Origin of the sequence: Janthinobacterium sp. P210005 (assembly GCF_036231865.1) — a bacterium.
GTDB classification, from domain to species: Bacteria; Pseudomonadota; Gammaproteobacteria; order Burkholderiales; family Burkholderiaceae_D; genus Janthinobacterium; species Janthinobacterium kumbetense.
In genome coordinates this window covers 400,148-425,262 of sequence record NZ_JAZARC010000002.1, presented here as the reverse complement: position 1 = coordinate 425,262, position 25,115 = coordinate 400,148, and the positions used below count along the sequence as shown (strand labels likewise).

Below are 25,115 nucleotides of genomic sequence, written 5' to 3'. Positions count from 1 at the left end.
TGTCGTCTTTCTTCCGCGGCACAGCCATCGCCCCCTCTGCTGAACGACCCCTGCCGGCGTGGCGCGCCGGCGCCATGCTGTGCCTGGCGCTGCTGCTTTCCAGCGGTGCCGCGCAGGGCGCCAAGCCCACCGAACGCAGCAAGCAGAAGGCGGCCGCGGAAGCACAACGTGCTGGATTGCAACAAAAGCTGACGGCGCTCAAGCGCGACATCAGCCGCACGGAAAGCGCCAAGGATGACGCGGCCGATACCCTGGCCGAGTCGGAAGAGGCCATTTCCAACGCCAACCGCGCCTTGCGCGACCTGGCGCAGGAGCAAAGCGAGACGGGCGTGAAACTCAATGCGCTGGGGCAAGAGCACCAGCAATTGACGGCCACCGTCGAGAAACAGAAGACGCAGCTGTCGAAGTTGCTGCGTGAACAATATGTTGCCGGCAACGAAGACCGCATCAAGCTGCTCTTGTCGGGCGATAACCCGAACCGCATCAACCGCGACTTGCAACTGATGGCGTATGTGTCGCAGGCGCAGGCGCGCCTGCTGGAAGCCTTGCGCGCCAACTTGCTTGCCGTGGAGAAAAACCAGGCGGAGGTGCAGAACGCCAAGGATGAACTGGAAGAAATCGCGCAGGAAGAGCGCGACCAGAAGGCCCTGCTGGTGCAGGAGAAGGCGCGCCGCGCCGCCTTACTGACGAGCTTGTCGCAGCGCCTGGTGGCGCAGCGCAAGGAAGTGGGCAATGTCGAGCGCGACGAACAGCGCATGGGCAACCTGGTCGACAAACTGGCAAAACTGATCGAAGAGCAAGCCGCCGCCGCCGCGGCCGAAAAGAAACGCCAGCAATTGCTGGCCGAGCAACGCGCCGCCGCCAAAGCGGCTGCCGACGCCAAGATCGCGGCGGAAAAACGCGAACGCCTGCTGGCCGCGCGCGCCAAGGCCGCCCAGGCGCAGGCCGAGCGCGAACGTCTTGCGAAAGAACAACAAAACAAATCGGGCAAGATTAAGCCGCAAACGCCGCCACCGCCGCCCGTGAAACTGGAACCGATCGACGACGACGAGCCGCCGCAAGTGGCGAAGGTGACGCCGAAACCGGAACCCAAGCCGGAACCGGAGCCAGAGCGCCCGAGCCTGGGCCCGGCCGCGCCGGCCGGCGCCTTTGCCAGCATGAAAGGGCAGCTGCGCGCCCCCGTGGCGGGCAAGATCGCCGCCCGCTTCGGCAGCAAGCGCGGTGACGGCCCCAGCTGGAAGGGCGTGTTCATCCGCACGGGCGAAGGCAGCGAGATCCACGCCATCGCCGGCGGCCGGGTCGTGTTTTCCGACTGGCTGCGCGGTTTCGGCAATCTGATCATCGTCGACCACGGCGGCCAGTACATGAGTATTTATGGCAATAACCAGTCGCTGCTGAAACGCGTGGGCGACGCCGTCAAGGGCGGCGAGGCCATTGCCAGCGCGGGCAACAGCGGCGGCAACGAGGAATCAGGGCTATACTTTGAACTGCGTCATCAGGGCCGCGCCTTCGACCCCGCCACCTGGGTGAAGTTTTAAGTCCCCACCATTGCTGCGGCAGCGAATTTGTAGATTGCGAAGAATACATGGGTATCAAAGTCAAAAGTATCGGCCTGATCGGTCTGGGCGTTCTGGCCGGCATCGGCATGTCGCTGCAGTTCCCGGCCGTGGCGCAAAAAATCACGAATGCCCCGCTGCCGCTCGACGAGCTGCGCCAGCTGTCCGACGTCTTCGGCTTGATCAAGACCGATTATGTCGAGAAGGTGGAAGACAAGAAACTCTTGACGGAAGCCATTTCCGGCATGGTGTCGTCCCTGGACCCGCACTCCGTGTACCTCGATAAAAATGCCTTCAAGGAAATGCGCGAAAGCGTGCAGGGCAAGTTTGTCGGCATCGGCATCGAAGTGAGCATGGAAGACGGCTACGTGAAAGTCGTCTCGCCCATCGAGGACAGCCCCGCCGCCAAGGCCGGCATCCTGGCGGGCGACCTGATCACCCGCCTCGACAATATCCCGCTGAAAGGCTTGCAGCTGGAAGAGGTCATCAAGAAGATGCGCGGCCAGCCGGGCACCAAGCTGGTGCTGACGATGTCGCGCAAGGGCGAAAGCAAGCCGCTGGTCTTCCCCATCGTGCGCGAGGAAATCCGCGTGCAAAGCGTGAAGGCCAAGATGGTCGCGCCCGGCTATGCCTGGCTGCGCATCGCCCAGTTCCAGGAACCGACCGTCGATGACATGGTCAAAAAGATCAACGCGCTGTATGCGCAAGACCCCAAGCTCAAGGGCTTGGTGCTGGACTTGCGCAACGATCCCGGTGGCGTCGTGCCGGGCGCCATCGGCGTGGCGACAGCGTTTCTTCCGGGCAACTCCGTAATCGTTTCCACCAAGGGCCAGTTGCCAGAGTCGAAACAGGTGTTTTATGGCCGCCGCGAATTCTATGCCGCACCGGGCGCCAGGGCCGACCCGCTGGCCAAGCTGCCGGCCGCCCTGAAAACCGTGCCGCTGGTGGTGCTGGTCAACGCCGGTTCCGCGTCTGCCTCGGAAATCGTCGCCGGCGCCCTGCAGGATTACCAGCGCGCCACCGTCATCGGCACGCAGACGTTTGGCAAGGGTTCCGTGCAAACCTTGCGCCAGATCACGGCCGACACGGCCGTCAAGCTGACGACGGCCCGCTACTACACGCCGAAAGGCCGGGCCATCCAGGCGCGCGGCATCGTGCCCGACTTGCTGGTCGATGAAACGGCCGAAGGCGATGGCTGGAACAGCCTGCGCATCCGCGAGGCGGACCTGGAAAAACACTTGAGCAGCAACGATGGCAAGCCGGAAGCGGCCAAGCCGACGATGGAAGGCATGCAGGATCAGCTGGAAGAAGAGCAGCGCCTGATCGCCACGGCGAAAAAGCGCAAGCCGCTCGAATACGGCGCCAAGGACGATTTCCAGCTGCAACAAGCCTTGAACCACTTCCAGGGCTTGCCGGTGCAGCTGGCCAAGGCCGATGCGAAGGTGGAGAAGATCGGCGCCAAGCCGGAAATCGCTTCCGACATCAAGGCGGACGACAAGAAGATTCCTGTGCAAAAACCGTAGTCGCCGCCATGAACGACAATCAGCTGCTGCGCTATTCGCGCCATATCCTGCTGGACCAGATCGGCATCGAAGGCCAGCAAGCCTTGCTCGACGCGCATGTGCTGGTGATCGGCGCGGGCGGACTCGGCTCGCCCGCGGCCATGTACCTGGCCGCCAGCGGCGTCGGCAAGCTGACCCTGGTCGATGACGACACGGTCGACCTGACCAATCTGCAGCGCCAGATCGCCCACACTACGCAGCGCGTGGGCCAGCCGAAAGTGCTGTCGGCGCGCGAAACCTTGACCGGGATCAATCCCGAGATCGATATCATCGCCTTGCAGGAGCGCCTCGACGGCGCGCGCCTGGCCGAACTGGTCTGCTCCGCCACGGTGGTGCTCGACTGCACCGACAACTTCGCCACGCGCCACGCCGTCAACCGCGCCTGCGTGGCGGGCAGGGTGCCGCTGGTGTCGGGCGCCGTGATCCGTTTCGACGGGCAAGTGAGCGTGTTCGACCCGCGCACGGGCACGCAACCGTGCTATTCCTGCCTGTTTCCGCAGGAACAGCAGTTCACGGACGAGGCGTGCTCTACCATGGGCGTGTTCGCGCCGCTGGTGGGCGTGGTGGGCGCCATGCAGGCGGCCGAAGCGCTGAAACTGATCATGGGCGTGGGAGAGTCCTTGGCCGGACGGCTGCTGCTGCTCGACGGCTTGCACATGGAATGGAGCAGCATGCGCGTCGCGCGCGACCCCGGCTGCGCCGTTTGCGGCGAAGTGGTCTTGCCGGCCTGACAGCCCCCGCACAAATTTTTCCCTATATGACAGGCTTTGTCATATTTCCGCTTTATACTCTGCACTCATTACTCACCTTCTTCTCTCTTTCTTATGCAAAACGCAGCAAACCATCCGATACGCCAGCGCCGCGCACGCGGCTTCACTTTGATCGAAATCATGGTCGTGGTGGTGATCATGGGTATCCTCGCGTCGCTGGTGGTGCCCAAGCTGATCGCCCGCACGGGCGAGTCGAAAGTGGCGGCGGCGAAAGTCGATATCGCTACCGTGATGCAAGCCTTGAAACTGTATCGCCTGGATAACCAGCGCTACCCGACCACGGAACAGGGCTTGCAGGCGCTGATCGAGAAACCGACCACGGGACCGGCTGCGAATGGCTGGAAGGCAGGCGGTTACCTGGAAAAAATGCCGAAGGATCCATGGGGCAATCCGTACCAGTTCCTGTCGCCGGGCGTGAAAGGCGAAGTCGACATCATTTCGCTGGGCGCCGACGGCCAGCCTGGCGGTAGCGGCGACGATGCCGATATCGGTTCCTGGGAACTGTAAGTTTTCCATTGCATGCCAGCCATGACCACCGGTCGCGCACCGCCCCGGCCACGCGCCAGCGGCTTCACGCTGATCGAATTGCTGGTGGTGATGGTCATCATCGGCGTGACCCTGGGCCTGGTGTCGCTGAACGCCATGCCGAATGGCCAGCAAGCCTTGCAAAAGGAAGCCGAACGCATCGCGCTGCTGCTGCAGCTGGCGCGCGATGAAGCCATCGTGCGCAGCCGGCAGGTGGCGTTCGAGGCTGACGAAAATCAATACCGTTTCCTGGTTCTCAATGAAAAGCTGTGGCAACCCGTGACGCAGGACGATTTGCTGCGCGAGCGCGCGTTTGCCAACACGCCCATGCTGCTCAGCGTGCAGCCCTCGAACAGCGTGGCCCAGCCGCTGCGCATCATCTTCGGCCGCGAACCGGTCGACAAGCCTTTTGTCCTGACCCTGGCCAGCGGCGAGCGCAGCGTGGCCATCCGCGCCGACGGCATCGGCCACTTCACGGTCGAGCAATGATGCGGCTCCCACCTCATGGCCGCCAGCGCGGCTTCACTTTGCTGGAAGTCCTGGTCGCCCTCGTCATCGTCGGCACGGCCCTGGGCGCGTCCTTGCGCGCCGTCGGCAGCCTGACGCAGAACAGCGACGGCTTGCGCAGCGCCATGATGGCCACCTGGTCGGCGGAAAACCATTTGGTGCGGCTGCGCCTGGCAAAGACGTTCCCGCAGACGGGCAAGCGCACGGTCGACTGCCCGCAGGGCGATTTAAAACTCATTTGCGAGGAGGAAGTGGTGGCCACGCCGAATCCCCGCATCCGCCAAGTGCGCGTCAACGTCTATGACGCACAGTATCCGGCCCGGCGCATCGTGCGCCTAGTGTTGCTTTCCTTTAACGACTGATGCTGCGCCGCCCTGTCCCTGCCGCGGGTTTCACCCTGATCGAGCTGCTCGTGGCCATCGGCATCCTGGCCATGGTCGCCGTGCTGGGCTGGCGCGGCCTGGACAGCATCATGCGCTCGCGCGAAGTGCTGACCAGCCAGCTGGAGCAGGCGCGCGGCATGCAGCTGGCGTTTGCCCAGATGCAGAGCGATTGCGATCACCTGGCCGGCGCCGGGCTGAACAACAGCCTGCTGAACGGCCGCATCAACCTGTCGGCGGAAAATGACCGCCTGACCCTGGTGCGCCTGGCTGCCTCGGAGCAGGAGCCGCAACAGTTGCAAGTGGTCACTTACCGGCTGCGCGGCGGCGTGCTGACGCGGCGCGAGTCGAACGGCACGCGCGACCTGGCCGTGCTCGACACCCTGTGGCAGGCGGCGCGCGACGATACCGATACCTCCAGCGCCGACGTGGCCCTGATGCAGGGCGTCGACAGCATGGTCATGCGCGGCTGGAGCAATGGCGCCTGGAACGTGCTGACGGCGGGCGCCACCATCTCCACCCAGGTGCCGGGCCTGGAAGTGACCTTGCAAATGCCGGGCCAGGACGCGGGCCTGTCCAAAGTCTTTTTATTGGGACCGGGATGACGCGCTTCAAGCTCCCCTCGCGCCAGCGCGGCGTGGCCGTCATCACGGCCTTGCTGCTGACGGCGCTGGCCATCACCGTCGTCGCCAGCCTGTTCTGGCAGCAGCAGGTGCAGGTGCGCTCGATGGAAAACCAGCGCTTGCGCCTGCAGACGCAGTGGGCCATGCGCGGCATGGTCGACTTTGCCCGCTTCTGGTTGCGCCAGGACAATCCCATGCTGACGGCGGCCGACGGCGTGTGGGCCACGCCCATCGAGGAAGCGCGGCTCGACGATTACGTGGACCGCGAAAAGGTCGACACGGAAAAATTCGACGCCACAGTCTCGGGCCGCGCGCTCGATGCGCAGGCGCGCTTCAATATCACCAACCTGGTCGACGCCACGGGCACCATCAATCCGAAGCAGGTGCTGGCCTACCAGCGTTTATTGTCCAACATGAAGCTCGACAGCGGCCTGGCGCAAGCGACGGCCGACGCCGTGCTGCGCGCGCGGCCGAAGCCGCGCACCGCCAGCGGCACCGACGGCAAGACGCCCGCTGCCACGCCCGCCACGGGCGGCGGCAGCGAGCCGGTGGCGTTCACGCAAGTCGAGGATTTGCTGGCCGTGCCCGGCTATACGCCGCAGATGATCGAGCAGCTGCGCGATGTCGTCATCATCTTGCCCGAAATCACGGGGGTCAACGTGAACACGGCCCCGGCCGAGGTGCTGGCGGCCGTAACGATGATGTCGCTGTCCGAGGCCAGCGCCCTGACTTTGAGCAATCCGCGCAAAAAGTTTGTCGATAAGTTAAATTTCCAGAATAATATTAATGCTGAACTGATTGAAGGCGTGGAACTCGATGTGAAGAGCCGCTATTTCCTTACCGTCATCCGCGTGCGGCTGGACCGTGCCGCGCTCGATGCCGTGGCGCTCATCAATCGAAAAACGGATCCGCAGCGCACCACCAGCCTGGTCTGGTTGCGGGAAAATTAACAGCTGAAAGCGAGTCACTTTGACAATATTGTATATCCGTCACCCGGCCAAGGCCTCCACCGACAGCGCGCCGGCCTGCTCCTTCGTGCTGGCCGGCGACGGCGGCGCCCTGTTGCAGCAGGGCAGCGCGCCGCTGGGCAGCCTGGGCCAGCTGATCGCCGGCGCGAAGCAGGTGGTGCTGCTGCTGGCGGCGGCCGACGTGACCCTGCTGCGCCTGAAAACGCCGCCGCTGGCCGGCGCCCGCTTGCGCGCGGCCTTGCCGGGCCTGGTGGAGGAACACATCCTCGGCGACACCCAGGATTGCCTGCTGGCCGCCGGCGCGCCCGATGCCGCCGGCATGCGCACGGTGGCCGTGGCGCAGCGCGCCTGGGCCGAGGTACTCGTGAAAGCCTTGCTGGCGCAGGGCGCGCGCAAGGTGGCGCTGCTGCCGTCGCAGCTGTGCCTGCCTCTGCAGCCGGGCAGCGTGACGGCTGCCCTGCAAGCCAGCGGCGATGGCCTGGAACTGGCCTTGCGCCAGGCGCCGCAAGAGGGCCTGGGCCTGGTGTTGCCGGCCCAGCCGCAGCAGGCCTTGCTGACGACGCGCGCGTTTGCCGGCGACGTGCCTCTGACGGTCTACGTGGCGCAGGCCGAGCTTGCGCAATATCAACAATTGGCCGCCGGCATGGACGGCGTGACGGTGGAACCGGACCACTGGGCGCACTGGATCGCCGGCGCCAAAGGCGCGGGACTGGACCTAGCCGCTTCCCTGGGCACGGCGACGGGCTCGGCCACCGAATGGCGCCGCTGGCGCTGGCCGCTGCGCCTGGCGCTGCTGGCCGTGATCGTCAACCTGGCCGGCATGAATATCGAATGGATGCGCTTGAAGCGCGAGGCCGCCACCGTGCGCACCTCGATGCAGCAAACCTTCAAGGCCGCGTATCCGAACGAAACGCCCGTGTATGGCCTGGAAGCGGAGCAGATGCGGCGCAATATCGCCGCCGCCCGCCTGCAGGGCGGGCAGGCGAGCATGGATGACTTCACCAGCATGAGCGCGGCGCTGGGCGAGGCGCTGGGCGGCCTGGCCGGGCGCGGCGTGGTGGCCTCGCTGGAATACCGCGAGCGTGCCCTGATCGTCAAGCTGAAACCGGACATGGTCGACGCCAGCGCCCAGGCGCAGGTGCGCGACGGCCTGGCCGCGCGCAAGCTGGCCTTGAATGAAACGGCGCCGGGCGTGTGGAAGATCACGCCGGCCACGGGAGCAAAAACATGAGTGCAGCAGTCAACAAGGCGCGCGCCGCGTGGGCGGGGCAGCAGCAGGCCGTGCAGGCTTTCTGGGCCGAGCGCACGCCGCAGGAGCGCAAGCTCTTGAGCATCGGCGGCGTGGTGGCGGGGCTGGCCCTCGTCTACGCCGTCTTCTTCGAGCCGGCCTGGACGGGCCGCATCGCCTTGCAAAAGAGCTTGCCCGAGCTGCGCCAGAATGCGGCCCAGCTGCAGGCGCTGGCGCGCGAAGCGGGCGAGCTGGCGCGCCAGGCACCCGTACAGGTGGCAAGCATGAGCCGTGACAGCCTCGACGCGTCGCTGAAGGCGCGCGGCCTGGCGCCGCAATCGCTGTCGCTGACGGGAGAGTATGCGCGCGTGCAGCTGAACGGCGTGCCGTTCGCCAGCGTCATGCTGTGGCTCGACGGCTTGCGCCGCGAAGGCCGCGTGGCGGTGCAGGAAGCGAAGATCACGGCGCAGGGCAAGGCGGGGCTGGTCGACGCCAGCCTGACCCTGCACCAGAGCCCGGGCGCGGCGCGATGATGCGCCTGCTAGGCTGGCTGCTGGCCATCATCGTCAGCGTCTGCGTCACCCTGCTGGTGTTTTTCCCGGCCGGCTGGGTCGCCAGTCTCATGGAAAAGCAGACGGGCGGACGTTTGACCTTGGGCGACGCGCAAGGTACCCTGTGGCGCGGCTCGGCCTTTATCGGCGGGGCGGCCAGCGCGAATGGCGCCGTGACGCCGCTGCTGCCGGGGCGCTTCAGCTGGCGCATTTCGCCATCCGTGCTGTGGGGATCGGTGGACGTGGAATTGCAGAATGCGCAGGCGCTGTCGCAGGCCGTCAATTTGCGCGGTTCGTGGTCGCACTGGCAAGTCAGCCCGGCGGCCCTGCTGCTGCCGGCCGACGGCCTGGGCGGCCTGGGCGCGCCCCTGAATACCGTGGCGCCGACGGGCAGCATGCGCCTGTCGTGGAGCACCTTGCAGCTGGCGCTGGAAAAACAGCAGTTTTCCGCCGTTGGACGCACGACCCTGCAGATGACGGACATGGCGTCGCGCCTGTCGTCCTTGCGTCCGCTGGGCAGTTACGAGCTCGATTTCGATTGGCAGGGGCAGCAGGCGACGTTGACCTTGCGCTCCATCAAAGGACCGCTGCTGCTCGACGGCAGCGGGAGCCTGCAACAGGGGCGCATGCAGTTTTCCGGCCAGGCCCAGGCCGCAGCAGGATATGAAGAGACCTTGGCGAGTTTGTTGAATTTGCTGGGACAGCGCCGTAGCAATAGCGAAAAAAACATCATCGCCTTAGAGTTCAGACAATGAAAAAACCATCCGTGAGCCCCCATACCTTCTCCTTTTCGCTGCGCCGCCTGTCGGCCGCCGCCTTGCTGTGCTGTTCCGTGGCCGGCATGCCGGCGCCCGTCTGGGCCGCGCCCGGCGATGAAGCGGCGCTCAATTTCGTCGGCGCCGACATCGAATCCGTGATCAAGGCCGTGGGCCATTACACCAACATCAATTTCGTCATCGACCCGCGCGTCAAGGGCACGATCACGCTGGTGTCGGAAAAATCGATCAGCAAGACGCAAGCCTTCGCGCTGCTGGCCTCGGCCCTGCGCCTGCAAGGCTATGCGGTGGTCTCCGGCGATGGCTATGCGAAAGTGGTGCCGGAAGCGGACGCCAAGCTGCAATCCGTGCCGACCCAGGTGGGCAACGGCAGCAGCCAGGTGAAGGGCGACCAGATCGCCACCCAGGTGTTTTACCTGAACTACGAATCGTCGGCCAACCTGCTGGCCGTGCTGCGCCCTTTGATTTCGCCGAACAACACGATCAACGCCAACCCGGGCAACAACTCGCTGGTGATCACCGATTACGCGGATAACCTCAAGCGCCTGGCGAAGATCATCGCCGCGCTCGACGTGCCCGCCTCGACGGACCTGGACGTGATCCCCGTGCGCTATGCCATCGCTTCCGACCTGGCCTCGATGGTGAATAAACTGATGGAAGGCGGCAATGCGGGCGGCGCCGCAGGGGCCGACGCGGGCAAGGTATCCGTGCTGGCCGACCCGCGCACCAATTCGCTGGTGCTGCGCGCGCCATCGGCGGCGCGCGCCAACCTGGCCAAGTCGCTGATCTCGAAGCTGGACCAGCCCACCACGCAGCTGGGCAACGTGCACGTGGTGTACCTCAAAAATGCGGACGCCACCAAGCTGGCGCAGACCCTGCGTTCGGTGGTGACGTCGGACGGCACGGCCGCTTCGGCGCAGCAGCCGGGCAACAACAGCCTGAATACGAATAACCAGAACAACCAGGGCGGCGGCATGAACACCACTGGCCTGGGCGGCAATACGCAAAGCGGCACCACGGGCGGCGCTTCGCTGAGCAACGGGCCGCAGCAGCTGTCCTCGGGCGGCGCGGCAGGCTTCATCCAGGCCGACGCCTCCACCAATACCCTGATCCTGACGTGCAACGAGGCCGTCTACCGCAACCTGCGCGCCGTGATCGACCAGCTCGACGTGCGCCGCGCCCAGGTCTACATCGAGGCGCTGATCGTCGAAGTGACGTCGGCCAAGGCCTCCGAGTTCGGCGTGCAGTGGCTGGGGCTTTCCGGCGACAGCAGCAGCAGCTACCGCGTGGGCGCGCTGCAGTCGTTCGCCGGCGGCACCGACAACAATATCGCCAAGCTGGCGCTGGGTGGCGGCAAGGTGCTGCCGACGGGCGGCCTGACGCTGGGCATCTTCAAGCAGATCAACGGCGCGCTGGGCCTGGGCGCCGTGGCGCATGCGCTGGAATCGGACGGCAACGCGAACATCCTGTCGACGCCGAACCTGATCACCCTGGACAACGAGCTGGCGACCATCAAGGTGGGCCAGAACGTGCCTATCCTGACGGGCCAGTACACCAGCACGGCCGGCACCAACACCAACCCGTTCCAGACCATCGACCGCAAGGAGGTGGGCCTGACCCTGAAGGTGCGCCCGCAGATTTCCGAAGGCGGCACGATCAAGCTGGGCATCTATCACGAGACGTCGAGCGTGGACAAATCTACCTCGACGGCCGTCAGCGGCATCACCATCAACAACCGCGTGATCGAAAACAATGTGCTGGCCGACGATGGCCAGATCATCGTCCTGGGCGGCCTGATCGAGGACAGCACGGGCGACAACGCGGAAAAAGTGCGCGGCCTGGGCGACATTCCCCTGATCGGCAACCTGTTCAAGTACCAGACGCGCGAGCGCAAGAAAACCAATCTGATGATCTTCCTGCGCCCCGTCATCGTGCGCAACAAGGAGCAGAGCGGCAGCCTGGCGGCCGACCGCTACGACTACATGCGCTCGGCCGAGACGGCCGCCGTACCGGCGTCGGGCAATCTGATGCTGAAAGACCTGGGCACGCCCGTGCTGCCGGCCCTGCAGGATGGCCAGCCCGTTGGCGGCAGCATGGTGACGCGCCCCGTGCCGCCGGCGCCGACGCCGCCGCCAGGCGCGCCGGCCAACGCGGCCACGCCGCCGCAGTCGCTGCTGCAGCAGTATCAGCAACAGCCGCAACAGCCGCAGAAGTGATGGGACAGTCATGAGTAATCTGCTTCCCTACGCCTACGCGCGCGATTTTGGCTTGCTGGCCCGGCCCGGCGCCGTTGACGGCGCCCCCGTCGAGGTGCTGGTGGCCGCGTCGACGGCGCCGGCGGCGATTGCCGAAGTGTCGCGCCGTTTCGGCCAGATCCAGCTGACGGTGCTGCCGCGCGGCGACCTCGATGCGGCCATTGCCGGCGCCTACGCGGGCGGCGGCGGCGACGCGTCGCAGATGGCCGATGAATTCGACGCCGACCTGGATTTGACAAAACTGCTGCAGGACGTGCCGGCCATCGAGGATTTGCTCGAATCGTCCGACGACGCGCCCGTCATCCGCATGATCAACGCGCTGCTCACGCAAGCGCTGCGCGAAGGCGCGTCCGATATCCACATCGAGCCGTTCGAGCAGACGTCCGTCGTGCGCTTCCGCATCGACGGCAGCCTGCGCGACGTCGTGCGTCCCAGGAAAGCCATCCACGGTTCGCTGATTTCGCGCATCAAGATCATGGCGCAGCTCGACATCGCCGAAAAGCGCTTGCCGCAGGACGGCCGCATCACCCTGCGCGTGGGCGGCAAGCCCGTCGACGTGCGCGTCTCGACCCTGCCCACCGGGCATGGCGAACGGGCCGTGCTGCGTTTGCTGGACAAGGAAGCGGGGCGCCTCGACCTGCAGCACCTGGGCATGAGCGCGCCCATGCTGGGACAGTTCGACGGCCTGATCACGCAGCCGCACGGCATCGTGCTCGTCACGGGCCCCACCGGCTCGGGCAAGACGACGACCCTGTACGCGGCGCTGTCGATGCTCAACGCCACCACCACGAACATCCTGACGGTGGAAGACCCGATCGAGTACGACCTGGCCGGCGTCGGCCAGACGCAGGTCAATCCGCGCATCGACATGACATTTGCCAAGGCGCTGCGGGCGATTTTGCGGCAAGATCCAGATGTGATCATGATCGGCGAGATCCGCGACCTGGAAACGGCGCAGATCGCCGTGCAGGCATCCTTGACGGGCCACCTGGTGCTGGCGACGCTGCACACGAACGACGCTTCGGCGGCCGTCACGCGCTTGCTCGACATGGGCATCGAGCCGTTCCTGCTGTCGTCGTCGCTCCTAGGTGTGCTGGCGCAGCGCCTGGTGCGCAAGCTGTGCGGTTCCTGCAAGACCTTCGACGGCCAGTACTGGCAGGCGGTCGGCTGCGAGCATTGCGGCCAGACGGGCTACCAGGGCCGCGTGGGCGTGTACGAGCTGCTGCGCACGACGGAGCAGATCCGCGCGCAGATCCACAACCGGGCCTCGGAAGCGGAAGTGCGCGCCGTGGCCCTGCAGGACGGCATGACGAGCATGCGCGACGACGGCGAACGCTGGCTGCGCGACGGCACCACCACGCAGGCCGAGTTGCTGCGCGTGACCAAAGACTAGGCCCGCCACCATGCCCGCATTCCGCTATGAAGCCGTCGACGCGCAAGGCGCCACCCGCAAGGGCGTGCTCAATGCCGACAGTCCCCGTTCCGCGCGCGCCGAGTTGCGCGTGCAAGGCCTGGTGCCGCTGGCCGTCGAACCGATCGCCGCGCAGGTCGACGCCGCCGGCGTGACCAAACGGCGCGGCTTCGGCGAGCGCCTGTCCAGCACCGAGCTGGCGCTGTTTACGCGCCAGCTGGCCAGTTTGCTGGAAGCGGGCCTGCCGCTGGAGCAGGCGTTTTCCGCGCTGCTGGAACAGGCCGAGCGGCCTTACCTGCGCGACCTGATCGCCTCGATCCGTTCGGAAGTGATCGGCGGCGCCGCGTTTTCCGACGTGCTGGCGCGCCATCCGCGCGATTTCGCGGAAATTTACCGGGCGCTGGTGGCGTCGGGCGAGCAGATCGGCCATTTGTCGCGCGTGCTCTCGCGCCTGGCCGACTATATCGAGCGGCGCAATGCGCTGGTGCAGAAGGTCAAGCTGGCATTCACGTATCCGGCCATCGTCACGGTGGTGGCGTTTTCCATCGTGATTTTCCTGCTCACCTATGTGGTGCCGCAGATCGTCTCCGTATTCGCCAATACCAAGCAGAAGCTGCCCATGCTGACGGTGATCATGCTGGCGCTGTCGGACTTCGTGCGCAACTATGGCCTCGTCGTGGCCGTGATCCTGGCCGGCGCCTGGTTCGCCTGGCGCCGCGCGCTGCAGCAGCCGGCCCTGAAACGGCGCTGGCATACCTGGCTGCTGACGGCGCCCCTGTACGGCAAGTTCGAGCGCAGCCTGAACACGGCGCGCTTCGCCAGCACCCTGGCCATCACCACGGGATCCGGCGTGCCGATCCTGCGCGCGCTCGACACCAGCCGCGACACGCTCACCAACGTGGCGATGCAGGAACTGGTGGCTGACGCCAGCGGCGCCGTGCGCGAGGGCGTCAGCCTGGCGCGCGCGCTGTCGGCGCAAAAGCATTTTCCGCCCATGCTGATCCACATGATACGCGCGGGCGAAATCACGGGCGAGCTGCCGGCCATGCTGGAACGCGCCGCCAGCGCGCAGGAGCAGGACCTGGAACGCCGCACGCTCACCATCGCCGGCCTGCTGGAACCGGCCCTGATCCTGGCGATGGGCGTGGTGGTGCTGCTGATCGTGCTGGCCGTGCTGATGCCGATTATCGAAATCAATCAGCTTGTAAGATAAGTATCCAAGGAAGCCATGAAGCGTTTGCCTCAAGTTACAAGTTTGCTCGCCGTCGTGGCGCTGTCCGTGTCGCTGGCCTATTGGGCCATGCAGCTGTTCAAGGCGCCGCAGCGCCCCATCAATCCGCCCCCCAATCCGGTGGTGCAGGATGCCAGCGTGGAGGCGGGCGCCTCGCTGTTCGGCGGCCAGGTCAGCGTGGCCACGGCCAGCAACTACCAGCTCAAGGGCGTGGTGGCCGCCGGCAATGGCCGCGGCAGCGTGGCCATCATCTCGACCGACGGCAAGCCCTCCGTCGCCTTGCCGGAAGGCGCCGAAGTGGTGCCCGGCGTGACGGTGCTGGAAGTGCATGCGCGCCACGTGCTGCTGCGCGACGGCGGCGTGAGCAAGCGCATCGACCTGGTGGCCGACGACAAGGCGCTGGCCTTGCCGGGGCAGGTGTCCGCCACCCCAGCGCCGGCCGCAGCCCCTGCGCCGGCCACGAACCTGGTGCCGCCGCCGCTGCCGATGGAGCAGCAGCGGCCGGCGACCATGATGCCGGCGCCGCAAGTGAGCAGCGTGCCGCCGCCGAATTAACGCTGTTTTTATCGTATTTTGCCGATGGCGCCATGCCGCCATCGCCACAGGAGTCTTCATGTTCTCGATTCGTGCCGTCCTGGCGGGCTGCGTGGCGGCGCTGTGCGCCTTGCCGCCGGCTGTCGCCGCCGTTCCCGCCGCCCCCACTACCTCCGCTGCCACGCCGGCCGTTCCCGCACCCGTCGCGGCGCGTCCGCGCATCGCCCTGGTGCTGTCGGGCGGCGGCGCGCGCGGCCTGGCGCATATCGGCGTCTTGAAAGTGCTGCAGGAGCTGCATGTGCCGATCGACATGGTGGTCGGCACCAGCATGGGCGGCGTGGTGGGCGGCGCGTATGCGGCCGGCGCCTCCGTGGCGGACCTGGAAAAGATGGCGCGCGAGACCAACTGGGCGCGCGTGGTGGCCGACAGGCCGCCGCGCGACGAACTGGCGTTCCGCCGCCGCGAGGAAGATTTGTTGCTGCCGTCGCGCATCGAGTTTGGCACCAGCCGCAACGGCATTTCCACGCCGCCGTCGGCGGCCAGCAATGCGGCGCTGGAAATGGCCTTGAACCGGCTGCTGCCGGCCGGCATGCGCGACCGCCCCGCCAGCCAGCTGCCGCTGCCTTTCCGCTCGGTGGCGTCGGACCTGGTCAATGGCGAGCTGGTGGAACTGGTCGATACGCCCCTGTTCCTGTCGATGCGCGCCTCGCTGGCCGTGCCGGGCGTGTTTGCCCCCGTGCGCGTGAATAACCGGCTGGTGGTCGATGGGGGCCTGGTGCGCAACCTGCCCGTCGACATGGCGCGCGCCATGGGCGCCGACATCATCATCGCCGTCAACGTGGGCACGCCGCTGGCGCCGGAAAAAGAGCTGGGCAGCGCCATCGGCGTGGCGCAGCAGATGCTGCAAATCCTCACGGAACAGAATGTGCAGCGCTCGCTCAAGGAATTGCAGCCGCAGGATATCCTGGTGGCGCCGGATTTGACGGGCGTCAGTTTCCTCGACTTTGAAAACTATGCGCGCGCCATGCGCGCCGGCGAGCAGGCGGCGCAGGCCCTGGCCGCCCGCCTGGCGCCGCTGGCCCTGCCGCCGGAACAGTATGCGGCGCGCGAGCAGCTGCGCCTGGCCGCGCCGGCCCTGCTGGACGTGGCCCTGCCGCTCACGCGCCTGGCCGTGGAGAGCGAGGGCGATATCAATCCGCGCATCCTGCAGGCGCAATCGGGCCTGGTGGAAGGGCAGTCCGTCAGCCAGGAAGATGTGCTCAAGGCGGCGGCCAAGCTGTATGGCCGCGGCGACGTGGCGCGCGTGGAGACGGAAGTGGTCGATTCCGGCGACCAGCGCGCCGTCACCATCAAGGCCGTCGAAGCGCCGTGGGCCAGCAGCCGCCTGCGCGTGGGCCTGGAAGTGGGCAGCGATTTCAGGGACAGCAATACCTTTGCCCTGAAGCTGCTGCATGTGCGCTCGAATCTGAACAGCTGGGGCGGCGAATTGCGCAGCATGGCGCAGATCGGCACCACGCGCAATTTCGGGGTGCAGTACTGGCAGCCGCTGGGCGCCGGCAACCCGTGGTATATCGCGCCGTCGATCCAGTACAGCTCGCAGGCGGTCGACCTGTTCGACAAGGGACGGCGCAGCGCGCGCGTCGCTTACAGCGGCCAGGGCGCCAGCCTGGTGCTGGGACGCCAGTTCGGCTTCTGGGGCGACCTGCAGTTCGGCGTCTCGCGCAGCGAAGTCAAGGCCGGCGTCAGCATCCCGGCCGACCCGGCCTACCCGCAGGAGCGGGCGCTGGGCACCAACCAGTTCGTCCAGTTCCGCGTCGATACCCTCGATTCGCCCGGTTTCCCCACGCGCGGCGTGCTGTTTGACGCCACCTGGACGCGCGCCTCGACCACGGGTTCGGGCGAGACGGGCCTGGGGCGCTCCGCCATCACGGGCTTGAAGGCTTTTGGCCGCGGCAATTGGGCCGGCCATGTGTATGGCGAATGGGCGCGCGCGCAGCGGGGCGAGGCGCCACTCAGCCTGGGCGGCTTCCTGCGCCTGTCCGGCACGCAGTTCGAATCGGTGACGGGGCGCAGCGTGGCCCTGGCGCGCTTCGTGATGGCGCGCCGCATCGGCTCCCTGCCCAGCACCCTGGGCGGCGCCGTGCGGGCCGGCTTTTCGCTGGAAATGGGCGGCGGCTTCGATCAGAGCGAGCACTGGAAATCCACCAAATTCACGCAGGCCAGCAGCGCCTTCATCTCCGTCGATACGCGCTTCGGTCCCGTGTACGTGGCGTCGGGTGCATCGAAGGGCGGCGAGAGCACGCTCTACCTGTTCCTGGGGCCGGTCTGGTAGGGCGCGGCGGACGCCGTACTGCGGCGCAGGGCCGTGAAGGCGGCAAATTCCCATGAGCGAAAGCCCAGCAGCAGGGTAAAGCCGTCGCGCTCGGCGGGGGCCAGGCGGCGGTCGTTCTGGTGCAGGCGCGCCAGTTCCTCGGCCAGCTGGCGGATCTTTTGCACCAGCTCCTGCGCGCTCGACAGCGACAGGCGCGCCGGGATGCACATCAGGGTTTCGCCGGCACCGTCAAAATGCCCGCTGAAATAGTCGGCCACCACGTGTTCGCGGAAGTACTGCTGCACCGGGCCGTCGGCCAGCCAGTGGAAGGCGTTCGAGACGCGCAGGCTGTAGCGGTTCAACGGCTTGAGCTCGATCAAGCCCAGCCGGTCCAGCTCGGCCAGGCAGCCGATGCATTCGGCTTGCGTCAGCGCATACGTTTCCACCACCTGTTCCAGGCTCCAGTGGCCGAGGCAGCAGATCGCCACCAGCAGCAGGCGCGGATGCGCCACCAGCGACTTTTCCTGCACCAGGGTGAGCGTGTCGGCATGCGGCGTGATGTCGGCCGCGCCGCGCAGCACGTCTTCCATGGCGATGCCCGAGGCCTTGCAGATCAGGGCCAGGCGCGACAGCGACATGTCGTGCTGGCCAAACATGCGCTTGACGCTCGATTCGCTCATGCCGATGCGTTCGGCCAGCACTTTATAGGTGATGCCGGCGGCGCGCAGTTGCGTGCGCAGCACGCGCAAAACCAGTTCGGGTGAACTCACGGATATCCTTTTTGATAAGTTTGGTAGCGGGTAACGGTACCGAATGTAGCCCTTAATGGCACTTTGCACAAGGTGATAGTACTTTACGGCAAAAGAGATGACACTCCCGCTTGTGGCTCGCACGGCGCGCTACAACCAGGCAACTCATCCACTTGTAGAGGTTATTCATGTCCTTCAAATTACGTTTCCCCGCAGCGCTGCTGGCGCTGGCCGCCATCGCTCCCTTGCATGCATCGGCAGCCGATCCTGCGCCGGGCCCCATCTACATGGGCGCCAGCTATGGCTTTCGCGCCAGTACCGGCCTCGACTGCGTGCCGGGACAAAACGATTGCGACAAAAGCAGCAAGCGCAACGGCAAGGCCTACGTGGGTTACAGTTTCGACGCGCTGCCGTTTCAGGGCGGCGTGGCCCTGCCTTCGATTGAGCTGGTGGGGTATATGGGCGGCGAAGTGAAGTCCGGCTTCGACACGGGCGCCGGCCGGCGCGCGGGCCGCGGCAAGTTCACGGGCCTCGGCATGCAGGGCGTGCTCGGCTACCAGTTTGACGCGTTCACCCTGAGCGGCCGCCTGGGCGCGGCTTACACGCAGGGCAAGGTCGATTATCTGGGCGGCGGTTCGGACAAGAAGGACAAGATCGGCCTGACCTACGGCATCGGCGCGGCGTATGCGCTGAACAAGAACTGGGCGCTGCACCTGGACTGGGACCGCGTGCCGGTCAAGTACAGCAGCAAGCAGACGACCAAGGTCGACATGTTTTCGCTGGGCGCGTCCTACCGTTTCTAAGGGGATGCTGCTGCGGCAGAGAGTGGCCTGATGGCGGACGCCCCATGCAAGGGGTGTCCGCGGGCGGCCTATTTGTCTATTTCGACTTTCAACAGCAATTTCGCCAGCAGCCGTTTTTCCTGCTGGCGCTGGCCTGACACGGTCTTGACGTGCGCCCCGGCGGCGCGCTGCAGGGCTGCAGTGGCGACGGGGTTGCGCGGTTTTTGCGAGGGTTCGACGCGGAACTGCATTTTTTGCCGCGTCGCCAATGCCTTGTTTGCCATCGGTCCCCTCCCTGATTACAGCACGTAGCGCGACAGGTCTTCGTTGACCGACAGCGCTTCGAGGCGTTCGTTGACATACGCGGCATCGATCACCAGCAGGTTTTCCGTGCTGCTGCTGCCTTCGCTGGCCGTAAACGACACTTCTTCCAGCAGTTTTTCCATCACCGTGTGCAGGCGGCGCGCACCGATGTTTTCCGTGCGCTCGTTTACCGAGTAGGCGATTTCCGCCAGGCGCGTGATGCCTTCCGGCGCAAATTGCAGTTTCAGGTTTTCCGTCGCCAGCAAGGCTTCGTACTGCATCGTCAGGCAGGCATCGGTGCTGGTGAGAATGCGTTCGAAGTCCGAGATCGACAGCGATTCGAGTTCCACGCGGATGGGGAAGCGCCCCTGCAGTTCCGGGATCAGGTCCGACGGTTTCGACAGGTGGAACGCGCCCGAGGCGATGAACAGGATGTGGTCCGTGCGGATCATGCCGTACTTGGTGTTGACGGTGGTGCCCTCGACCAGCGGCAGCAGGTCGCGCTGCACGCCCGCGCGCGAGACGTCGGCGCCGCCGGACTCCGAGCGCGAGGCGATCTTGTCGATTTCATCGAGGAAGACGATGCCGTTCTGCTCGACGTTCTGGATCGCCTTCTGTTTCAGTTCATCTTCGTTCAGCAGCTTGGCCGCTTCTTCCTCGACCAGCAGTTTCAATGCTTCGCGGATCTTGACCTTGCGCGCCTTCTTGCGCTGTCCGCCCACGCCCGAGAACATGGACTTGATCTGCTCCGTCATTTCTTCCATGCCCGGCGGCGCCATGATTTCCATCTGCGGGCCCGCCTCGGCCAGCTCGATCTCGATTTCCTTGTCATCGAGCTCGCCCTGGCGCAAGCGCTTGCGGAAGGTCTGGCGCGTGCTGTCGCCGCTGCCCGTGTCCACGGCCGCCGCCGTATTCGGCGTGAAGCCGAAGTCGCGCGCCGGCGGCACGAGGATGTCGATCACGCGGTCTTCGGCCGCATCTTCGGCGCGCGCGCGCACTTTCTTCATTTCCAGCGCGCGCGTCTGCTTGATGCCGATGTCGATCAGGTCGCGGATGATGGTGTCGACGTCGCGCCCCACATAGCCCACTTCCGTGAACTTGGTCGCTTCGATCTTGATGAACGGCGCCTCGGCCAGCTTGGCCAGGCGGCGCGCGATTTCCGTCTTGCCGACGCCCGTGGGGCCGATCATGAGGATGTTCTTGGGCGTGATTTCATGGCGCAGGGGCTCGGCCACCTGCTGGCGGCGCCAGCGGTTGCGCAGGGCGATGGCGACGGCGCGCTTGGCCTTGGCCTGGCCCACCACGTGCTTGTCGAGTTCGGTGACGATTTCCGACGGGGTCATGTTCATGATCATAGTTGGCTTTCTATCTTTCTTTTGCGTAGAGTGCCCGAAAAACGTTCAGGGCAAGGCGCTTGGCCGCAGGCAGTACTTTTTTGTACGCCCAGGCCATGCAACGCAGCCATGGGCGTTTTCTCGGGGACTCTTAGTCCAGGGTCTCGATGATGTGGGACATATTCGTGTAAATGCACAGTTCCGCGGCGATGGTCAGCGATTTTTTGACCACCTCGGCCGGCGAGAGCTCCGTGTTTTCCTGCAGCGCCTTGGCGGCGGACTGGGCGTAGGTGCCGCCCGAGCCGATGGCGCCGATGCCGTCTTCCGGTTCCAGCACGTCGCCATTGCCCGTGATGACCAGGGTCGACTCGCTGTCGGCCACCAGCAGCATCGCTTCCAGGCGGCGCAGCACGCGGTCGGTGCGCCAGTCCTTGGCCAGTTCGACGGAGGCGCGCAGCAGGTTGCCCTGGTGTTTTTCCAGCTTGCCTTCGAAGCGGTCGAGCAGGGTGAATGCGTCGGCGGTGCCGCCGGCAAAGCCGACCAGGACCTTGCCCTGATACAACTTACGCACTTTGCGGGCCGTGCCCTTCATGACGATGTTGCCCAGCGTTACCTGGCCGTCGCCGCCCAGGGCGACTTGCTTGCCGCGCCGGACGCAGAGGATGGTGGTGCCGTGAAATTGTTCCATAGTGACCTCAAAAGATTCGTGCCGATGCGTGCAAGGCCATGCGATTGCGCGCCCATGGCTCAAAAGTGGGGATGGAAAAGGCAATTGCAAGCGGCAGTGTTTGCTTCAGTGTAGTCGGCGCGGGACGAAAAAAAAGCACGCAACCGGAGGTCGTGTGCTTTTTTATTCGCCATCGCGGGCCGCCGGGGCGGCCGCGCAAGGGGAGGGCGATCAGTCGCCGTACAGCTTTTGTTTCAGTTCGCGCCGTTGCTGGGCTTCCAGCGACAGGGTGGCGGTCGGACGGGCGATCAGGCGCGGGATGCCGATAGGCTCGCCCGTTTCTTCGCACCAGCCATAGTCGCCGGCGTCGATGCTGGCGATCGATTGCTGCACTTTCTTCAGCAATTTGCGTTCGCGGTCGCGCGTGCGCAGTTCCAGCGCATGCTCTTCCTCGATGGTGGCGCGGTCGGCAGGGTCCGGTACGAGCACGGTTTCACGCAAGTGTTCCGTGGTTTCGCCAGCGTTTTTCAGCAAGTCTTTTTCGAGCTGCTGCAGGCGCGCCTTGAAGAATGCCAGTTGTGCCGGATTCATGTAGTCATCTTCGCTCATGGCGCGAATTTGGTCTTCGCTGATGAGAGGGATGTCTTGGTTGGCGGCCGGGGTCGATTTATTAGTTTTGGTCATAACTTCGCTTACCTTCGATACGACAGAGTTTTCAAATTGATCAGTTGATGCGGCGATACCGAGCAACTGTACAGGTTCCGCTTGGCATTGCTGTCCCGCTGTACTGCGTGCGACCTTGGCTTGCCGGCGAAAGCCAGGACTACCGGCCGGCTAAGGTGCCATGTTGATAACTTTTTACCGCTCTATGCCAGTCGCGCTATGCGCGCGTCAACAGGCGTGTTGGGTGGATCGGTTGCATGCCTGGCATGCGGCCAGCGGCAGTTTGCCAGCATTTCATGACAGGCGAACGACATGGGCCGTTTTCGTCGCTGATTTTGGCACGCTTTGCTTTATATTGCCATCCCGATTTGTTGACTAGCCGATCAGAAACGGCTACTTGTTGGTTTATGCCAGCAAGACGGGTGTCAGACAGCGGGAAAGCGTGCTTAACTTTCCCTTTTGTTTCTGCTTTGCAACGGATACTTTGCAAAACCCGGCTAGTTTATACCAAACATTGTTCGAGTCCGCGAATAAAAATGTCTTTTGGTAGATTTTTGCCAATAAACACCATTTTGCTGCCGCGCACTTCATTTTCGCCCCATTTGGCGCCCAGGTCGCTGCCCATCAGCTGGTGCACGCCCTGGAAGACCACCTTGCGCTCGGCGCCCTGCATCAGCAGCACGCCCTTGTAGCGCAGCATGCGCGGGCCATACACTTGCACCAGGCCGCCGAGGAACTCGTCGAGCTTGGCGCTGTCGAACGGTTGCGTGCTCTTGAAAACAAAGGCGGCGATATCGTCGCTGTGCTGCGCATGGTGATGGTCGGCATGGCCGCAATCGGTGGCGCAGGCGTCGCTGTGCTCATGCTTGTGCCCGTGGCCGTGCTCATCTGCGTGCTCATGCGCGTGATCGTGGTCGTGGACGTGCGCCGTTTCGGTCGCCAGGAAATCCGGGTCCAGTTCCAGCTTTTCATTCAGGTTGAAGCCGCGGATGTCGAGCACCTCGGCCAGCGGCGCGCGGCCGAAATCGACCTTGGCGATGGGCGCGCGCGGGTTGATGCGTTTCAGGCGGCGCGTCAGCGCGGCCACGTCGTCTTCGCTGACGAGGTCGGTCTTCGACAGCAGCAGCTTGTCGGCAAAGCCCACTTGCCGCTGGGCTTCCTCGTATTCGTCCAGTTGCTTCATGGCATGGCGGGCATCGACTACCGTGAGGATAGCGTCGAGCATGTAGTGGCTGCCCACTTCTTCGTCGACAAAGAAGGTTTGCGCCACGGGGCCGGGATTGGCCAGGCCCGTTGTTTCGATGACGACGCGGTCGAACGCCAGCAAGCCGGCGTCGCGTTTGCGCGCCAGTTCCGTGAGGCCCACGATCAGGTCGCCCCGCACGGTGCAGCAGATGCAGCCGTTGTTCATCTCGATGATGTGTTCGTTGCTATCCTGCACCAGGATCTCGTTATCGATGTTTTCCTGGCCAAACTCGTTTTCGATCACGGCGATGCGCATGCCATGCTCTTCCTGCAGTATGCGGTTGAGCAAGGTGGTTTTGCCTGCGCCCAGGAAACCGGTGAGGATGGTGGTTGGAATCAGTGCCATGAGAGATGCCTTGTAATCGGTGGTGCCGCCGCGCAGGCGGAAGAATGCGGACGATTATGCCGGAATTTTGCAAAAGCTTGCAAATGTGCGCCCATCCGCTTGATATGGATCAGGCTGCCCCACCGGCGCCGCTGCCTACTTGAGCTTGGCGCGCGGGTGCGCCTGGTCGTACACGTGCGCCAGGTGCTGGAAGTCGAGGGCCGTGTAGACCTGGGTCGAGGTGATGCTGGAATGGCCCAGCATTTCCTGTACGGCGCGCAAGTCGCCCGACGATTGCAGCACGTGCGAAGCGAACGAGTGGCGCAGCACGTGCGGGTGCACGTTGGCGGGAATGTCCGTCGCCAGCGCGTGCGCCTTCAGGCGCAGCTGCAGCACGCGGGGTGAGATGCGCGTGCCGCGCGTGCTTAAAAACAAGGCAGCGCTGCCATCGGCCGCTGGCGGGCGCACGCCCAGCCAGGCGGTCAGGGCCACGAGGGCCGCCTTGCCGACGGGCACCTTGCGCATCTTGTTGCCCTTGCCCGTGACGATGACTTCGAAGCTGGCCATGTCGAGCCAGCCCAGCGAGGCGGGCTGGCCGCCGTCGGCCTTGCAATAATGGGTGTCCAGGCTGGTCAGTTCGGACACGCGCAAGCCGCTCGAGTACAGCAGTTCGAACATGGCGCGGTTGCACAGCTGTTCCGGTTCCGCGGCGCCTTGCTGGTGTTGCGCGGGCGCCACGAGGCGCACGGCATCGTCCACCGACAGGGCTTTCGGCAAGGTCTTGGCCCGCTTGGGGGCGCGGATGCCGTCGACGGGATTGGCGTCGAGCGGGGTCTCGCCGCTGAGCCAGTTGAAAAATCCCCGCCACGACGACAGCTTGCGGGCGATCGAACGCGGGTCGAGGCCGCCGGCATGCAGCTTGGCCGTGTAGCGGCGCACTTCATTGTGCGCCAGTGCCGTCCAGGGCGTATTGCCGCTCAGTTCCAGCAAGGTGCGCAAGTCGCGCCCGTAGGCGTCCAGCGTATGCGGCGACAGCTTGCGCTGCGTGGCCAGCTGCGCCAGATAGGCGTCGAGCCAGTCAGCCTTGCCGCGCGCCTCCATGGCGTGCTCAGGCAGGCGTGCTGGCGCGCAGCGCGGCCAGGGCGGCGCTGGCCGTGGCGCCGATATGCACGAGGAAGTCCGTGCCCATGCTCGAGGTAAAGCGTTCGCTGTCGGGCGAACCGAGCACCAGCAAGCCGAAGGTGCCCGTGGTGTTCGGGGCGCGCAGGGCGATCATGACGGTCGATTCGATCTTATCGGCCTGCAACCAGTGCACGGCTTCGAAATCGCGGTTGCTGCCGCAGTACGGCGCTTGCAGGCTGTTGGCGAACATGCGCACGTCGGCCGTCACATCTTCCGTGAACCAGCCGTTCGCGTGTTCCGGCAACACTTGCCACAGGCGCAGGCTGACGCAGGGCACGTCGAAATTGCTTTGCAAGGCGTCGACCAGCACGCGCGGCATGTCCGCGTCGTTGCGCACTTGCAGCATGGCCTGGTTCCAGCCGTGGAATTTGCTGGCGATGTCGCCATTTTCCTCGGCCAGGCGGCTCAGCTTGGACATGCGCAGTTCCAGCGCCTTGTACTTGTCGCGCATCACTTCCATCTGCCGCTCCTGCAGCGAGATGGTGCGTCCCGTCAGCGGGCTGCTCAGCTTGACCTCACCGAGCAGGGCGGTATGCTCTTCGAAGAAATTCGGGTGCTCGCTCAGGTACTGGGCGACGGTGCTGGAATCGAGTGTGGCGGTCATTGAGAATATCTGTCAGTGAAAGTTGAACACTTCATTCTAACCGAGAGTGCGGCGGCATAGGCGCAAAGGGGCC

At 65.1% G+C, this 25,115-nt stretch carries 25 protein-coding genes; 17 read left to right on the top strand and 8 right to left on the bottom strand.

The features are described 5' to 3' along the window. Window positions 1-74 precede the first annotated feature (74 nt). The 16 genes from VPH40_RS11890 (at window position 75) to VPH40_RS11815 (ending at window position 17,209) form a co-directional block, all read left to right on the top strand. On the top strand, window positions 75-1,538 hold the full coding sequence (locus VPH40_RS11890; protein WP_328573684.1) for a murein hydrolase activator EnvC family protein: 1,464 nt from the start codon (window positions 75-77) through the stop codon (window positions 1,536-1,538). A 47-nt stretch (window positions 1,539-1,585) separates the two neighbouring features. Further along, a complete protein-coding gene (locus VPH40_RS11885) occupies window positions 1,586-3,079 on the top strand; it encodes a S41 family peptidase (protein ID WP_328573523.1) in 1,494 nt (497 codons plus the stop codon). A gap of 8 nt (window positions 3,080-3,087) precedes the next feature. Beyond that, the gene (locus tag VPH40_RS11880; RefSeq protein ID WP_328573522.1) at window positions 3,088-3,849 is read left to right on the top strand and encodes a HesA/MoeB/ThiF family protein; all 762 of its coding nucleotides are present in this window, start codon (window positions 3,088-3,090) and stop codon (window positions 3,847-3,849) included. Window positions 3,850-3,942: 93 nt separating this feature from the next. Next, window positions 3,943-4,395 (top strand): type II secretion system major pseudopilin GspG, encoded by a 453-nt coding sequence (gene gspG / locus VPH40_RS11875; protein WP_035823835.1) that lies wholly within the window; start codon window positions 3,943-3,945, stop codon window positions 4,393-4,395. A 12-nt stretch (window positions 4,396-4,407) separates the two neighbouring features. Further along, entirely contained in the window at window positions 4,408-4,902 is a 495-nt protein-coding gene (locus tag VPH40_RS11870; RefSeq protein WP_051959291.1) for a GspH/FimT family pseudopilin, read from the top strand. Further along, complete coding sequence (gspI, locus tag VPH40_RS11865) at window positions 4,902-5,282, top strand: type II secretion system minor pseudopilin GspI (protein WP_328573521.1); 381 nt, start codon at window positions 4,902-4,904, stop codon at window positions 5,280-5,282. Before VPH40_RS11870 ends, gspI begins: the two co-directional genes overlap by 1 nt. Further along, window positions 5,282-5,905, top strand: coding sequence for a PulJ/GspJ family protein (locus tag VPH40_RS11860; protein WP_099665805.1), 624 nt, complete (start codon window positions 5,282-5,284; stop codon window positions 5,903-5,905). Before gspI ends, VPH40_RS11860 begins: the two co-directional genes overlap by 1 nt. Beyond that, window positions 5,902-6,873, top strand: coding sequence for a type II secretion system minor pseudopilin GspK (gene gspK, locus VPH40_RS11855; RefSeq protein WP_328573520.1), 972 nt, complete (start codon window positions 5,902-5,904; stop codon window positions 6,871-6,873). The genes VPH40_RS11860 and gspK overlap by 4 nt, the downstream gene beginning before the upstream one ends. A 19-nt stretch (window positions 6,874-6,892) precedes the next feature. Beyond that, window positions 6,893-8,122 carry a type II secretion system protein GspL gene (gspL, locus tag VPH40_RS11850; protein WP_328573519.1) on the top strand — a complete coding sequence of 410 codons (1,230 nt, stop codon included), beginning with the start codon at window positions 6,893-6,895 and terminating at the stop codon, window positions 8,120-8,122. Beyond that, window positions 8,119-8,652, top strand: a complete 534-nt coding sequence (gene gspM / locus VPH40_RS11845; RefSeq protein WP_251349449.1) for a type II secretion system protein GspM — start codon at window positions 8,119-8,121, stop codon at window positions 8,650-8,652. Before gspL ends, gspM begins: the two co-directional genes overlap by 4 nt. Beyond that, window positions 8,649-9,425, top strand: a complete 777-nt coding sequence (locus VPH40_RS11840) for a type II secretion system protein N (protein ID WP_328573518.1) — start codon at window positions 8,649-8,651, stop codon at window positions 9,423-9,425. Before gspM ends, VPH40_RS11840 begins: the two co-directional genes overlap by 4 nt. Beyond that, window positions 9,422-11,662 carry a type II secretion system secretin GspD gene (gene gspD, locus VPH40_RS11835; RefSeq protein WP_289918522.1) on the top strand — a complete coding sequence of 747 codons (2,241 nt, stop codon included), beginning with the start codon at window positions 9,422-9,424 and terminating at the stop codon, window positions 11,660-11,662. The genes VPH40_RS11840 and gspD overlap by 4 nt, the downstream gene beginning before the upstream one ends. Window positions 11,663-11,672: 10 nt before the next feature. Next, window positions 11,673-13,094 (top strand): type II secretion system ATPase GspE, encoded by a 1,422-nt coding sequence (gene gspE, locus VPH40_RS11830; RefSeq protein ID WP_077398708.1) that lies wholly within the window; start codon window positions 11,673-11,675, stop codon window positions 13,092-13,094. A 10-nt stretch (window positions 13,095-13,104) separates the two neighbouring features. Then, on the top strand, window positions 13,105-14,325 hold the full coding sequence (gene gspF, locus VPH40_RS11825) for a type II secretion system inner membrane protein GspF (protein WP_099665799.1): 1,221 nt from the start codon (window positions 13,105-13,107) through the stop codon (window positions 14,323-14,325). 15 nt (window positions 14,326-14,340) lie between these two features. Beyond that, window positions 14,341-14,898: a type II secretion system protein N gene (locus VPH40_RS11820; protein WP_099665798.1), complete on the top strand. Its 558-nt coding sequence runs from the start codon at window positions 14,341-14,343 to the stop codon at window positions 14,896-14,898. Window positions 14,899-14,956: 58 nt separating this feature from the next. Then, the gene (locus VPH40_RS11815) at window positions 14,957-17,209 is read left to right on the top strand and encodes a patatin-like phospholipase family protein (RefSeq protein ID WP_099665797.1); all 2,253 of its coding nucleotides are present in this window, start codon (window positions 14,957-14,959) and stop codon (window positions 17,207-17,209) included. Here VPH40_RS11815 and VPH40_RS11810 read toward each other — a convergent pair. Then, window positions 17,182-17,958: a helix-turn-helix domain-containing protein gene (locus VPH40_RS11810; RefSeq protein WP_180278646.1), complete on the bottom strand. Its 777-nt coding sequence runs from the start codon at window positions 17,956-17,958 to the stop codon at window positions 17,182-17,184. The genes VPH40_RS11815 and VPH40_RS11810 overlap by 28 nt on opposite strands. 167 nt (window positions 17,959-18,125) lie before the next feature. On the opposite strand from VPH40_RS11810, the gene VPH40_RS11805 reads away from it, so the two are divergent. Further along, window positions 18,126-18,740, top strand: coding sequence for an outer membrane protein (locus VPH40_RS11805; protein WP_099665796.1), 615 nt, complete (start codon window positions 18,126-18,128; stop codon window positions 18,738-18,740). Between the two features lie 68 nt (window positions 18,741-18,808). Here VPH40_RS11805 and VPH40_RS11800 read toward each other — a convergent pair whose 3' ends face one another. The 7 genes from VPH40_RS11800 to VPH40_RS11770 all read right to left on the bottom strand — a co-directional run bounded on the left by VPH40_RS11800 (window position 18,809) and on the right by VPH40_RS11770 (window position 25,042). Beyond that, entirely contained in the window at window positions 18,809-19,003 is a 195-nt protein-coding gene (locus VPH40_RS11800; protein WP_099665795.1) for a hypothetical protein, read from the bottom strand. A 15-nt stretch (window positions 19,004-19,018) separates the two neighbouring features. Continuing rightward, window positions 19,019-20,371 carry an ATP-dependent protease ATPase subunit HslU gene (hslU, locus tag VPH40_RS11795; protein ID WP_285817091.1) on the bottom strand — a complete coding sequence of 451 codons (1,353 nt, stop codon included), beginning with the start codon at window positions 20,369-20,371 and terminating at the stop codon, window positions 19,019-19,021. A gap of 136 nt (window positions 20,372-20,507) precedes the next feature. After that, complete coding sequence (gene hslV / locus VPH40_RS11790; protein ID WP_099665794.1) at window positions 20,508-21,044, bottom strand: ATP-dependent protease subunit HslV; 537 nt, start codon at window positions 21,042-21,044, stop codon at window positions 20,508-20,510. A gap of 210 nt (window positions 21,045-21,254) precedes the next feature. After that, window positions 21,255-21,707 carry an RNA polymerase-binding protein DksA gene (gene dksA / locus VPH40_RS11785; RefSeq protein ID WP_034753066.1) on the bottom strand — a complete coding sequence of 151 codons (453 nt, stop codon included), beginning with the start codon at window positions 21,705-21,707 and terminating at the stop codon, window positions 21,255-21,257. Between the two features lie 481 nt (window positions 21,708-22,188). Beyond that, on the bottom strand, window positions 22,189-23,277 hold the full coding sequence (locus tag VPH40_RS11780; protein ID WP_328573517.1) for a CobW family GTP-binding protein: 1,089 nt from the start codon (window positions 23,275-23,277) through the stop codon (window positions 22,189-22,191). Window positions 23,278-23,412: 135 nt separating this feature from the next. Continuing rightward, the gene (locus tag VPH40_RS11775; protein ID WP_328573516.1) at window positions 23,413-24,357 is read right to left on the bottom strand and encodes a tyrosine recombinase XerC; all 945 of its coding nucleotides are present in this window, start codon (window positions 24,355-24,357) and stop codon (window positions 23,413-23,415) included. Window positions 24,358-24,364: 7 nt separating this feature from the next. After that, window positions 24,365-25,042 carry a DUF484 family protein gene (locus tag VPH40_RS11770; RefSeq protein ID WP_328573515.1) on the bottom strand — a complete coding sequence of 226 codons (678 nt, stop codon included), beginning with the start codon at window positions 25,040-25,042 and terminating at the stop codon, window positions 24,365-24,367. Window positions 25,043-25,115: the final 73 nt, after the last annotated feature.

Bases quoted from the DNA above. Each gene is read 5' to 3' on its own strand.
- VPH40_RS11820 (WP_099665798.1), top strand. From the start codon at position 14,341: ATGAAGCGTTTGCCTCAAGTTACAAGTTTGCTCGCCGTCGTGGCGCTG.
- VPH40_RS11860 (WP_099665805.1), top strand. From the start codon at position 5,282: ATGCTGCGCCGCCCTGTCCCTGCCGCGGGTTTCACCCTGATCGAGCTG.
- VPH40_RS11775 (WP_328573516.1), bottom strand. From the start codon at position 24,357: ATGGAGGCGCGCGGCAAGGCTGACTGGCTCGACGCCTATCTGGCGCAG.
- VPH40_RS11890 (WP_328573684.1), top strand. From the start codon at position 75: ATGCTGTGCCTGGCGCTGCTGCTTTCCAGCGGTGCCGCGCAGGGCGCC.
- gspG (WP_035823835.1), top strand. From the start codon at position 3,943: ATGCAAAACGCAGCAAACCATCCGATACGCCAGCGCCGCGCACGCGGC.
- VPH40_RS11815 (WP_099665797.1), top strand. From the start codon at position 14,957: ATGTTCTCGATTCGTGCCGTCCTGGCGGGCTGCGTGGCGGCGCTGTGC.
- VPH40_RS11800 (WP_099665795.1), bottom strand. From the start codon at position 19,003: ATGGCAAACAAGGCATTGGCGACGCGGCAAAAAATGCAGTTCCGCGTC.
- gspK (WP_328573520.1), top strand. From the start codon at position 5,902: ATGACGCGCTTCAAGCTCCCCTCGCGCCAGCGCGGCGTGGCCGTCATC.
- VPH40_RS11805 (WP_099665796.1), top strand. From the start codon at position 18,126: ATGTCCTTCAAATTACGTTTCCCCGCAGCGCTGCTGGCGCTGGCCGCC.
- dksA (WP_034753066.1), bottom strand. From the start codon at position 21,707: ATGACCAAAACTAATAAATCGACCCCGGCCGCCAACCAAGACATCCCT.
- hslU (WP_285817091.1), bottom strand. From the start codon at position 20,371: ATGAACATGACCCCGTCGGAAATCGTCACCGAACTCGACAAGCACGTG.
- gspI (WP_328573521.1), top strand. From the start codon at position 4,902: ATGCGGCTCCCACCTCATGGCCGCCAGCGCGGCTTCACTTTGCTGGAA.
- gspE (WP_077398708.1), top strand. From the start codon at position 11,673: ATGAGTAATCTGCTTCCCTACGCCTACGCGCGCGATTTTGGCTTGCTG.
- VPH40_RS11840 (WP_328573518.1), top strand. From the start codon at position 8,649: ATGATGCGCCTGCTAGGCTGGCTGCTGGCCATCATCGTCAGCGTCTGC.
- VPH40_RS11780 (WP_328573517.1), bottom strand. From the start codon at position 23,277: ATGGCACTGATTCCAACCACCATCCTCACCGGTTTCCTGGGCGCAGGC.
- VPH40_RS11770 (WP_328573515.1), bottom strand. From the start codon at position 25,042: ATGACCGCCACACTCGATTCCAGCACCGTCGCCCAGTACCTGAGCGAG.
- hslV (WP_099665794.1), bottom strand. From the start codon at position 21,044: ATGGAACAATTTCACGGCACCACCATCCTCTGCGTCCGGCGCGGCAAG.
- VPH40_RS11885 (WP_328573523.1), top strand. From the start codon at position 1,586: ATGGGTATCAAAGTCAAAAGTATCGGCCTGATCGGTCTGGGCGTTCTG.
- gspD (WP_289918522.1), top strand. From the start codon at position 9,422: ATGAAAAAACCATCCGTGAGCCCCCATACCTTCTCCTTTTCGCTGCGC.
- VPH40_RS11870 (WP_051959291.1), top strand. From the start codon at position 4,408: ATGCCAGCCATGACCACCGGTCGCGCACCGCCCCGGCCACGCGCCAGC.
- VPH40_RS11880 (WP_328573522.1), top strand. From the start codon at position 3,088: ATGAACGACAATCAGCTGCTGCGCTATTCGCGCCATATCCTGCTGGAC.
- gspF (WP_099665799.1), top strand. From the start codon at position 13,105: ATGCCCGCATTCCGCTATGAAGCCGTCGACGCGCAAGGCGCCACCCGC.
- gspM (WP_251349449.1), top strand. From the start codon at position 8,119: ATGAGTGCAGCAGTCAACAAGGCGCGCGCCGCGTGGGCGGGGCAGCAG.